Raw genomic sequence first — 11,621 nt, 5'->3', positions numbered from 1 at the left:
GGCGGGCTGGTTCACCCGAACCGGGCCGCCCTACAGTTCCCCGCATGACGATGCGACGGGGGTCGGCGGGAACGGTGCCGGAGGCGGTACGGGTCAAGGTGGTGCGGGGGCGGCGGCGCCGGATGCACCGGCGAGAGCTGCTCGTCGGCGTCCCGCTGGGGATCTTCGCGCTGACGGTGATGTTCGCGGTGCCGGTGGCGGGGCTCGCCTACGCCGCGGTCGGTACGGACGCGCCGTTCCTGGTCAACGCCTCGGGACCGCCCAAAGGGCCCGCGCCGACGGGCGACCGGGTAGTGGCAGCCGTGATAGGCGGACTGTGGGCCGCCGCGCTCGTCGCCCTCTTCGGCTTCGGTGTGCTGCGCAGGCTCGGCCCGCCCAGCCTCACCGTCGACGGGCGAGGCGCCTGGCTGGGCCGCGGGCGGCACCGCCAACAGCTCCTGGCCTGGCCGGACATCGCGGCCGTCAACATCGTGGCCGAAGGCCGCGCCGAGGGGGACCCTCTCGTGCGGGCCGGGCTCGCGCGCGCGCCCTACGTCGACCTGTATCCGGTGGCCAAGGCCGACGGCGACCCCGACACCCCGCTCGGCAGCCGCCTGGTCACCTCGGATCCCGCCGCACCGGGCCTGCGCGGCAGGCGCTACGTGATCCAACTCGACGACGCGGCCCAGGACATGGGCGCGCTCTCCCGCGCCGTCGACCGCTTCGCCCCCGGTAAACGCCTCACCTGACCGGACCCGGGACGAGCGGGCGCCTCGGCCCGTGAAGGCCGCCGATGGGGGCGGCGGAGCACTTCTGTCACAACCGTTGACAGGCTCCTGCCCCCTCCTTACTGTTCCGCGCCGAATCGCTTCGGCATACCCAGTCGAAACGATTCGACAATCCCGCGGAATCAGCTTCGAGGAGGGGGCGTTGGTCAAGATCACGGACGTGGCCCGGCGCGCCGGGGTCTCACCCAGCACCGTCTCCTACGTGCTGAGCGGCAAGCGCTCCATCTCGGCGGCGACCCAGCGCCGCGTCGAGGAGAGCATCCGCGAACTCGGCTACCGGCCGCACGCCGGCGCCAGGGCGCTGGCGAGCAGCCGCTCCAACGTGCTGGCCCTGGTGATGCCGCTGCGCAGCGGCATCCATGTGCCCGTACAGATGCAGTTCGCCGGCGCGGTGGCGACCGCCGCGCGCGCCCATGACCACGACGTTCTGCTGCTCACCCAGGAGGAGGGTGAGGACGGGCTGCGGCGGGTGGCGGACAGCGCGCTCGTGGACGCGCTGATCGTGATGGACGTACAACTGCGCGACGCACGTACCCCGTTGCTCCGCGCGCTGCCACTGCCCTCGGTCCTCATCGGCTTCCCCACCGAGTCGGACGGGCTGACCTGTATCGACCTGGACTTCACCGCGACCGGCGAGAGCTGCGTCGGCCACCTCGCCCAGCTCGGCCACCGGTGCGTGGCGCTGCTGGGCTCCCCGCCCGCGGTGTACGTGCGCGGCACCGGCTTCGCGCAGCGCACCGCGGCGGGCTTCACCACCGCCGCCCACCGCCACGGCATGACCTCGACGGTGCTCCCGTGCGAGCCCTCCAGGCCCGCCGCACGCCGGACCGTCGAAAAACTGCTGCACGACCATCCCGGACTGACCGGGGTCGTCGTGCACAACGAACCCGCGCTGCCCCTGCTCATGGAGGCGTTCCAGCAGGCGGGAATGCGCATTCCGCAGGACCTCTCGGTGGTCGCCGTGTGCCCGGACGAGCTGGCGGAGAACGCCGCGGTGCCGGTCACCTCCGTAGCCATCCCGGCGGACGAGGTGGGGGAGCGGGCCGTTCAACTGCTGATGGCCAAGTTGAACGGTTCGTCCGTGGCGGACGCCACCTTGTTGCCCCCGCGGCTTACCGCGCGTGCCAGTACCTCGGTGTGCGGCTTCCCTTCATGACCGCCTTTCGTACAGCGCCGCCGCCGCGTTTGTGAACCTCGCCTGGGAATGTGCGGGTGCGTTGTGGTTGCGCGCGCCGCTCCCCGCGCCACTTCGGGGCGCCCCACTTCGGGGCGCGTCCCGTTGAGGCTCGTACTGGAATGGAGACCCTTTTCAATGCCATCCCGTCCGGCACTCTCCGTGCTCTTGACGGTGGCCGCCCTCGGGCTCACCGGGTGTGCTGCCGCACCCGAGCCCGGCACCGTCACCGTGCTCAACTCGGCCACCGATACGGCCGAGCACACCAAGAATCAGAAGTTCTTCGACCGCTGTGGCAAGAAGTTCGGGCTGCGGGTGGAGCAGAACAGCGTTCCCGCCGATCAGGTGTCCTCCAAGGCGCTGCGGATGGCGTCCTCGCACTCGCTGCCCGACATTCTCGAACTCGACGGTTCCGAGCTGCCGCAGTTCGCGCAGACCAGCGGGTTGCGCGGGCTGCGGGATCTCGGGGTGCGCACCTCCGGGCTGTCCCGCAGCGGGGTCTCCCTCGGCTCCTTCGAGGGGACCCGCTACGGCATCGCCCGCTCCGTGAACTCCCTGGCGCTGTACTACAACCCGAAGCTGCTGAAGAAGGCGGACGTCGAGGTGCCCCGGACGTGGGACGAGCTGCGGACGGCGGCGAAGAAGCTCTCCGGCCACGGCACCTACGGGCTCGCCTTCAGCGCCAGCCCGGACGCGGACGGTGTCTATCAGTTCCTGCCGTTCTTCTGGTCGGCGGGCGGTGACGAGGCGCGGCTGGACAGTGGCAAGGGGAAGGCGGCGCTGAGCCTGTGGAAGGACATGGTGGCGGACAGGTCCGTCTCCAAGGCCGTCGTCAACTGGAACCAGCAGGACGTCAACGACCAGTTCGTCGCCGGTCGCGCCGCCATGATGGTCAACGGGCCGTGGCAGGTGCCGGTGCTGGACGCGCAGGACAAGGTGGACTGGGCCGTCGCCAAGTTCCCGGTCCCCGAGGCGGACGGCAAGGCCGTGCCACCCGTCGGCGGCACCGTGATGACCGTCCCCAAGAGTGACGACAGCGAGCGCGAGAAGAACGCCGCCAAGATTCTCAACTGCCTCAACATCCCCGGCAATCAGCTCGACTGGGGCGAGGCCGTCAACAACGTTCCCACCCGCGCCGCCGCCGCGCGGACGTACGCGAAACAGAATCCCAAGCTCGCCCCGTTCGCCGATCTGGTGACCACGGCGCGCTCCCGCACCGCGAAGGTCGGCACCCGTTGGCCCGCGGTGAGCGACGCGCTCGCCGGGGCGTTCCAGTCAGTACTCACCGGCGGCAGCAGCCCGGAGGCGGCCCTGCGCCGTGCCCAGCGGCAGGCGACGGCGGGGGAGTGAGGAGCCCAGCATGAGTACCGTCACAGCCCCGCCCGTCTCAGCGCCGGCCCCAGGCGCCTCCGGAGCCCTCGCCGCCGGCCGGTCCGGCAGACGCCGCACCGCGCTGTTGCGCTGGCTCTTCGTCGCGCCCGCGCTGCTCTACATGGCAGCCTTCTTCGGCTACCCGCTGGTGCGCAACGTGCTGATGAGCTTTCAGCACTTCACGCCCACGACCTACTTCACCGGCGAGGCACCCTTCAACGGCCTCGACAACTGGCGGGCCGTGTTCGCCGATCCGCTGTTCACGGACGCGCTGTGGCACACGGCGCTGTTCACGGTGGGCTCGCTGCTGGGCCAGTTCACCCTGGGGCTGGCGCTTGCCGTCTTCTTCTCCCGCCGCTTCCGCCTCTCCCGCTTCATACGGGCCGTACTGCTGCTGCCGTGGCTGGTGCCGATGGTGGTGGCCGCCGTGGTGTGGCGGCGCATCCTCGACCAGGAGCACGGTGTCCTCAACTCGGCCTTGCGGACACTGGGTCTGACCGACGGCGGCGTGCCGTGGCTGAGCAGCCCCGATGTGGCGCTGCTGGCGGCGGTGCTGGTCAACATCTGGATCGGCATCCCGTTCAACATGGTCATCCTCTACGGCGGCCTCCAGGAGATCCCCCGCGATCTGTACGAGGCGGCCTCGCTGGACGGAGCCGGGCCGTGGCGTGTCTTCCGCTCCGTGACGCTGCCGCTGCTGCGGCCCGTGATCACCGTCGTGCTCGTCCTGGGGTTCATGTCGACGGTGAAGATCCTCGACCTGATCCTCGCCCTCACCTCGGGCGGCCCCGCCGACGCCACCCAGACCCTGGGCACCGTCACCTACCAGATGTCGTTCCAGCGCCTCGACTTCGGCCAGGGCGCCGTCGTCGGCAACGTCCTCATCCTGATCAGCGCGGTCTTCGCGGTGCTCTACCTGCGGGCCAACCGCGCCGACTTCGGTAACAGGAAGTGAGCACCATGCCTCCGACAACCATCCGTACGGCACCGAACACCCCCCGCACCCCAGCACCGGGCACCGCCCGCCGGGTGCGCGGCGCCTGGAACACCGCCGCCGCGCTGCTGATCCTCGCCGTGCTGCTCTTCCCCGTCTACTGGATGCTGGTCACCGCGCTCCAGCCGTCCTCGGGCATCGACATGGACTGGTTCCCCACCTCGCCGGGGCTCGACAGCTTCCGCGCGGCGCTGGACAGCCAGGGCGGCTCCCTGCTCACCAGCCTCGTCGTGGCACTGGGCGCCGTCGCGGTCTGCCTCGCGCTGGCGGCGCCCGCCGCCTACGGGCTGGCGCACTTCTCGCTGCGCGGCGGCCGTACCGTCGTCTTCACCACGCTCATCACCCAGATGGTGCCGGGCATCGTCATCGCCAACGCCCTCTACAGCGCCTACGCGGAACTGCGGCTGGTCAACTCCTACCTCGGGCTGATCCTCGCCGACGCCTCGCTCGGGCTGCCGTTCTCCATCGTGCTGTTGCGCGCCTTCATGGTCTCCATCCCCGGCGAGGTGGTGGAGGCCGCGCTGGTCGACGGTGCGAACCGGTTCACCGCGTTCGTCCGTGTCGTACTGCCGATGAGCCGCAACGCCCTCATCACAGCGGGGCTGTTCACCTTCCTGTTCGCCTGGTCGGACTTCATGTTCGCCCTCACCCTCAACACCACCGACGACGTCAAGCCGGTCACGCTCGGCATCTACCAGTTCGTCGGCGCCCACGTCAGCGACTGGGGTGCCGTCATGGCCACCGCCGTGCTGTCCGCCGTGCCCGCGGCGGTCTTGCTGGTCGTCGCGCAGAAATACATTTCCGCCGGAATCACCGGGGGGTCCGTCAAATGACCACTTCCGACTCCGGGCTTCCGGCGGACTTCGTCTTCGGGGCCGCCACCGCCGCCTACCAGATCGAGGGAGCCCACGACGAGGACGGGCGCGGCCCCTCCATCTGGGACACCTACTGCCGCCGGCCCGGCCTCATCGAGGGCGCCGCCAGCGGTGACATCGCCTGCGACCACTACCACCGCTACCGTGAGGACGTCGCGCTCCTGCGGGAGCTGGGCGTGGACAGCTACCGCTTCTCCGTCGCCTGGCCACGCGTCCAGCCCACCGGCACCGGGCCCGCCAACCAGCGTGGCCTCGACTTCTACGACCGGCTCACCGACGAACTGCTCGCCGCGGGGATAACGCCCGCTGCCACGCTCTACCACTGGGACCTGCCCCAGGCGCTGGAGGACCGGGGCGGCTGGCGGGTGCGGGAGACGGCGCGGCACTTCGCCGAGTACGCGGCGCTGGTCGCCGCCCGGCTCGGTGACCGGATACCCCGCTGGATCACCCTCAACGAGCCGTTCTGCACCGCCTTCCTCGGCTACGCCACCGGCCGGCACGCACCCGGTGCCCGGGAGGGGCGCGGAGCCCTCGCCGCCGCGCACCATCTGCTGGTCGGACACGGCCTCGCCGTCAGCGCCCTGCGGGCGGCAGGCGTGGCCGAGGCCGGCATCACCCTCAACCCCGACCGGCTGCTGCCCGCCACCGGCTCGGCGGCCGACCGCGATGCCGTACGGCGGGCCGAGACACTGCACAACGAGACCTGGCTCGACCCGCTGTTCGCCGGGCGCTATCCGCGCGGCGAGGCGGAGACCTGGGGGCCGCAGGCCGACGGCTCCTGGCGCCGGGAGGGCGACCTGGAGCTGATCGGCGCCCCGCTGGACTTCCTCGGCATCAACTACTACCGCCCGATCACCCTCGCCGACGCGCCCTACCGTGACCCGGACCCGGCAACCCGGACGGCCACCGACATCCGCGTCGCCGAGTGCGCCCGCGACGACGTACGGCACACCACCATGGGCTGGCCCGTCGACCCGCACACCTTCACCGACCTGCTGACGGACCTGAGCGCCCGCTACCCGGCGCTGCCGCCGCTGCTGATCACCGAGAACGGATCGGCCGAGGCCGACGCCCCGGCGCCCGACGGGAGGGTGCACGACAGGGACCGTATCGACTACCTGCGCGACCACCTGGCGGCCGTGACCGAAGCGATCCGCGCCGGCGTCGACGTACGCGGCTACTACGTCTGGTCGCTGCTGGACAACTTCGAATGGGCGTACGGCTACGCCCGGCGCTTCGGCCTGGTCCGCGTCGACTACGCGACCCAGCAACGCGTCCCCAAGGACAGCTACCACTGGTACCGCGACCTGATCGCCGCCCACCGCCAGAACCGCACCGGGCCCACCCGGCACCACGCACCCACCGCACAGCAGCCCCCACCCCCCACCGCACAGCACACCGGAGAGCAGGCCGCCCGATGAAGTTCACCGACGGTCACTGGCTGATGCGCGACGGCGTCCAGGCGTCGTACGCCACCGAGATCGCCGACACCCGCGTCCACGACGACCGCTTCACCCTCTACGCCCCCGTCCGGCACATCCTGCGCCGGGGCGACACACTCAACGGCCCGCTGCTGACCGTCGAGTGCTTCTCACCCGCCGAGGGGGTGATCGGCGTCCGCGCCACCCACCACGCCGGCACCGTCGACCGCGGCCCGCACTTCGCGCTGCGCCCCGGCCAGGAGGACAGTCAGGACAACACCGCGGCAGCGGGCAAGGTCACCCGCGACGGCACCCTGCTCGAACTGGCCAGCGGCGGGCTGGCGTTGCGGGTGGACACAGCGGCGCCGTACCGGCTGGAGTTCACCGCCGACGGCCACACCCTCACCACCGTCGAGGCACGCGGCACCGGCTACGCCACGACGGCCCCCGACGGCGCCCACCACTCCCTCGCGCAGCTCTCCCTCGGCGTCGGCGAGCTGGTCTACGGGCTCGGCGAGCGCTTCACCCCGTTCGTCCGCAACGGTCAGCGGGTCGACATCTGGCAGGCGGACGGCGGCACCGCCAGCGAACAGGCCTACAAGAACGTCCCGTTCCACCTCACCAACCGCGGCTACGGCGTCTTCGTCAACCACCCCGGCAAGGTGTCCTACGAGGTCGGCTCCGAGGCCGTCGGCCGGGTGCAGTTCAGCGTCGAGGACCAGACGCTGGAGTACTACCTCATCCACGGCCCGAGCCCCAAGGAGATCCTCGACCGCTACACCGCGCTCACCGGCCGCCCGCCACTGCCCCCGGCCTGGTCGTTCGGGCTGTGGCTGTCCACCTCCTTCACCACGTCCTACGACGAGGAGACGGTACGCGGCTTCGTACGCGGCATGGCCGAACGCGACATCCCGCTGGGCGTCTTCCACTTCGACTGCTTCTGGATGCGCGCCTACCAGTGGTGCGACTTCACCTGGGACCCCGAGGTCTTCCCCGACCCGGAGGGCATGCTGCGGCGGCTCAAGGAGGACAACACAGAACAAGACCTGAAGATCTGCGTGTGGATCAACCCTTACATCGCCCAGAAGTCCCCGCTGTTCGACGAGGCGGCCCGGCTCGGCCACCTTCTGCGGCGCCCGGACGGCAGCGTCTGGCAGTGGGACCTGTGGCAGGCGGGCATGGGCCTGGTCGACTTCACCAGCCCCGAAGCGCGCGCATGGTACGCGGACAAGCTGCGCGGGCTGCTCGGCCAGGGCGTCGACTGCTTCAAGACCGACTTCGGCGAGCGGGTGCCCACCGACGTCGTCTGGCACGACGGCTCGGACCCCGAGCGGATGCACAACTACTACACCCAGCTGTACAACCGCACTGTCTTCGAGACCCTCACCGAGGAGCGCGGCGAGGGTGAGGCCGTACTCTTCGCGCGCTCCGCGACCACCGGCGGCCAGCAATACCCCGTCCACTGGGGCGGCGACTGCGAGTCCACCTTCGGTGCCATGGCCGAGTCGCTGCGCGGCGGACTCTCCCTCGGCCTGTCCGGGTTCGGCTTCTGGAGCCACGACATCGGCGGCTTCGAGGGCAAACCCAGCCCCGAGCTGTTCAAGCGCTGGGTCCAGTTCGGACTGCTCTCCTCGCACAGCAGACTGCACGGCAGCACGTCCTACCGGGTGCCGTGGGCCTACGACGAGGAAGCCGTCACCGTCACCCGCGAGTTCACCAGGCTCAAGCACCGGCTGATGCCCTACCTCTACCGTGCGGCGCGGCAAGCCGCCGAGCACGGCACCCCGGTGATGCGGGCCATGCTGCTGGAGTTCCCCGACGACCCCGCCTGCCACACCCTCGACCGGCAGTACATGCTCGGCGACGACCTGCTGGTGGCCCCGGTCTTCACCGCCGACGGCACCGTCGAGTACTACGTACCGGACGGCGAGTGGACCCACCTGCTGTCCGGCGAGCGGATACCCGGCCCCGGCTGGCGGCGCGAGCAGTACGGCTTCGACAGCCTGCCGCTGCTGGTACGCGCCGGCGCGGTGCTCCCGTACGGCGAGCGGGACGAGCGCGCCGACCACGACTGGGCGCACGGCGTCACCCTGCGCGCCTACGGCCTGGCGGACGGCGCCACGGTGACCACCCGGGTGCCACGCCATGGAGATACCTCCCGGCCGGAGGCCGGCGAAGGCGCGGCAGGCCACCGGCGCCGAGACGCTGTCTTCCGCACGTCCCGGCAAGGGCGGCGGATCGCCGTCGAGGCCGCCGGGGCGCCCGGGCCGTGGCGCCTCCTGCTGGTGGGGGTGCGCGCGGCCGTACGGGACGGAGCCGACGTGACGGCCCAGCACACCGACGAGGGCACGCTGCTGACGGCTCACCCCGGCACGACGGAGCTGACGGCGCTGCTCGTCGAGGGGAAGGGCGAGGGGGAGGGGGAGGGCGAGGGCTGAGAAAGACCGAGGGCGCTCACCGGCTCGGCGGGAGCGACGATGCGGTGAGCGCCCTCGGTGATGTCTGGCCCGCAGGGGGCAGGCCCGGAGGTGGGGTGCGAGCTCAGTCGTCCACGTGGTCCATGACGTCGCCGAGGTCCACGAACTTGAAACCGGTGCCCTCACGTTCGCCGTCGGCGGGCGTGTCATGCCCGTCCTGGACGACGAGCAGACCGTTCGGGTACGTCCGGCCGAGGGGCGCGTTGAGCACGGCGGCGCCGTCGCACTCCTCGGAGCCGTCGAGGGCCCCGTCCGCCGAGCCGACGCGGAAGCCGGCTTCGTACTCGTTGGCCCCGCCGTTGTCGTCTTCGTCGCCGCGCTCGCGGTCGTACAGGGCGAAGGTGTTGTCACCCTGGCTGGAGGCGAGGACGTAGCCGTCGCCCTCGGCCTCGGTGAGCAGCGTCAGGCCCTCGACGTCGGCGGCGACGTGCGAGCCGCCGTAGCCGGGGTCGGCGCCCGCGACGCACTCCTCGGTCTCCTCGTCGTACGTGCCCGGGACGCCGTACTCGCGGACCTTGTCGACGAGTTCGGGCCTGCCGGTGAGATCGGCGGGCATCCGCCAGATGCCGACGTCCTCCTGGCCGGCATAGAGCGTGCCGTTCGCCGGGTCCACGACCATGCCCTCGACCTGGGGCAGTTCGCCGGGCTCGCCGCACGGGCTCCAGGAAGAGCCGTTGGGCAGCCGGAAGGAGGAGGGCAGATCCAGGATGCGCACCTTGCGGTAGCCGACGGTGCCGTGGGAGCCCGCGGTCAGCTCCAGCAGCGCGACGCCGGTCCGGTTGCGGCGGCTGACCAGCGCGTACGACCGGCCGCTCGCCTTGTCGGTCCAGGTGGCCAGCCCGTAAGCGGTCTGCTGCTCGTTGACCTCGTCCTGGCCGGTGGAGAACACCGTCGGCGCCGAGGGATCGGTGACGTCGGCGAGCGGGCCGCCGGGGCGGTCGCGGTCGATGCGGTAGACCCGCAGCCGGTCGTGGCCCCGGTCGGTGGTCACGGCGTAGTCGGCGCGCCCGGACGAGGTGCGCAGGCCGTGCACGAGGTCGACGTTGTTGAACCGGCCGGGGGCGTCGTCGGGGCCCGGTGCGGGCGGGGCGGGGACCGACTGCACCTGCCGCGCCTTCAGGTCGTAGACCCGCAGGCCGCCCTCTTTGGCGGTGGCGACCACCAGGCTGCGGTCCGGGTCGGCGGGGTCGCGCCAGATCGCGGGGTCGTCGGCGTTGGCGTTGCCGCCCGTCTCGTCGTCGTACAGCGTGGAGGTCTCCGCCCGCGGAGTGACGGTGGGCAGGGAGCCGGAACCGTGCGGCCGTGCCGTGGCGGGAGCAGCTGCGGTGAGGGCGACGAGGGCCGTGGCCAGCGCGAACGCGGCTAACCTGGCAGGGCGGGGTCTGTTCACGAATCACTCCTCGATACGCGGAAACGTGATGATCAACCGAGCAAGCGTGGAAGCCCGTTGTGGCGGCCCGGTATCCGGCGCACGATAGCGGCGTGTGCACGTCATGAACCCCGGGCGACGGGGAATGGAATACCCAACTCCGCTCCCCGCCAGCCCCGTTGTGCCGCCCCCTGCTTGCCCGCCCGCTGGTGGAGTGGCGCGCCTATCGGCTCTCAACTGCGACCGTTCAGGGACTGCTTGTCCGTTGCGGCGGCTCGGCGCTGATCGGTGTGGCAGGCGCGCCGCTCCCGCCCGTCCGGGAGACGAGGGACCGGAAAGCGTCCAGGTCGCCGATGACCTCTTCGGCGGGGCTCCGCTGCTGGTACATGCTGTAATAACGGGCGCCGATGGCGTCGGGGTCGGCTTCGCCGCCGCCAGGGGTGATCCCCGAGGCGATCGTCACCGTGCCCGCGTGGATTCCGTGCGGCTTGAGTTCCGCGTGCAGGGTGTGAGCCCAGTTGCGCAGGCCGGCCATGGCCATACCCACGTTGGCCAGAAAGGGTGCGGGGACCGTCGAGGAGACGCCGGTGGTCAACAGCAGTGTGCCGTCGCCCCGGGCCAGCATCTCCGGCAGTACCTGGCCGACGGCCGTCACCGCGCCCAGCACATGCAACTCCCACTGCGCGGTGACGGAGTCGACCGTGGTCTGCGTGGCATGGGTGATCGGCCCGGTCGGACTGGGGCTGTATTCGAGCACGTCGATCGGTCCCAGCCGGTCCCTCGCCGCGGTGAGGGCGCTGGTGAGCGCGTCACGGTCGCGGATATCGGCAGGGAACGCGGCGGCGGTGACGCCCAGTTCGGCCAGCTCACCGACCAGGGCGTCCAGCTTCTCCTTCGTACGGGCGATCAACCCGACCTGGAACCCCTGACGGCCGAACGCGCGAGCCACCCCCATCCCCAGCCCCGGTCCTGCACCGACGACAACGAGCGTCTTCACCACGAGGAATCCTCTCCGAACACCGCGATCGGACCGGTGTTACCCCGGCCCGACGCGGTCACTTAATGTCTGTTCGTGGCCCATGATTTGTGGCGGGGAGGGCCGCAGCAAGACGGCACATTTATGTCAGTGACACACACGGAGGTAACCGTTGGCGCCTCGCAGGAACACCTCAC

The 11,621-nt window shown here is 71.1% G+C and carries 9 protein-coding genes; 7 read left to right on the top strand and 2 right to left on the bottom strand.

Annotation, left to right across the window (positions count from 1 at the left end):
* Positions 1-44 precede the first annotated feature (44 nt).
* From OHB04_RS04215 to yicI, 7 genes are all read left to right on the top strand, one after another.
* Positions 45-728, top strand: a complete 684-nt coding sequence (locus OHB04_RS04215) for a hypothetical protein (RefSeq protein ID WP_326806826.1) — start codon at positions 45-47, stop codon at positions 726-728.
* A gap of 181 nt (positions 729-909) precedes the next feature.
* Positions 910-1,923, top strand: a complete 1,014-nt coding sequence (locus tag OHB04_RS04210) for a LacI family DNA-binding transcriptional regulator (protein WP_326686320.1) — start codon at positions 910-912, stop codon at positions 1,921-1,923.
* 156 nt (positions 1,924-2,079) lie between these two features.
* A complete protein-coding gene (locus OHB04_RS04205; RefSeq protein WP_326686319.1) occupies positions 2,080-3,291 on the top strand; it encodes a sugar ABC transporter substrate-binding protein in 1,212 nt (403 codons plus the stop codon).
* A gap of 10 nt (positions 3,292-3,301) precedes the next feature.
* Positions 3,302-4,267 carry a carbohydrate ABC transporter permease gene (locus OHB04_RS04200; RefSeq protein WP_326686318.1) on the top strand — a complete coding sequence of 322 codons (966 nt, stop codon included), beginning with the start codon at positions 3,302-3,304 and terminating at the stop codon, positions 4,265-4,267.
* A 5-nt stretch (positions 4,268-4,272) separates the two neighbouring features.
* Entirely contained in the window at positions 4,273-5,139 is an 867-nt protein-coding gene (locus OHB04_RS04195) for a carbohydrate ABC transporter permease (protein WP_405806784.1), read from the top strand.
* Complete coding sequence (locus tag OHB04_RS04190) at positions 5,136-6,602, top strand: GH1 family beta-glucosidase (RefSeq protein WP_326686317.1); 1,467 nt, start codon at positions 5,136-5,138, stop codon at positions 6,600-6,602. The genes OHB04_RS04195 and OHB04_RS04190 overlap by 4 nt, the downstream gene beginning before the upstream one ends.
* Positions 6,599-9,040, top strand: coding sequence for an alpha-xylosidase (gene yicI, locus OHB04_RS04185; RefSeq protein ID WP_326806825.1), 2,442 nt, complete (start codon positions 6,599-6,601; stop codon positions 9,038-9,040). Before OHB04_RS04190 ends, yicI begins: the two co-directional genes overlap by 4 nt.
* 103 nt (positions 9,041-9,143) lie before the next feature.
* On the opposite strand, the gene OHB04_RS04180 is transcribed toward yicI, so the two are convergent.
* Positions 9,144-10,469 (bottom strand): phytase, encoded by a 1,326-nt coding sequence (locus tag OHB04_RS04180; RefSeq protein ID WP_326686315.1) that lies wholly within the window; start codon positions 10,467-10,469, stop codon positions 9,144-9,146.
* A gap of 226 nt (positions 10,470-10,695) precedes the next feature.
* Positions 10,696-11,448 carry an SDR family NAD(P)-dependent oxidoreductase gene (locus OHB04_RS04175; RefSeq protein ID WP_326806824.1) on the bottom strand — a complete coding sequence of 251 codons (753 nt, stop codon included), beginning with the start codon at positions 11,446-11,448 and terminating at the stop codon, positions 10,696-10,698.
* Positions 11,449-11,621 lie beyond the last annotated feature (173 nt).

Source organism: Streptomyces sp. NBC_01775 (genome assembly GCF_035917675.1).
Classification (GTDB): domain Bacteria; phylum Actinomycetota; class Actinomycetes; order Streptomycetales; family Streptomycetaceae; genus Streptomyces.
This window is presented reverse-complemented; position numbering and strand designations above follow the sequence as displayed.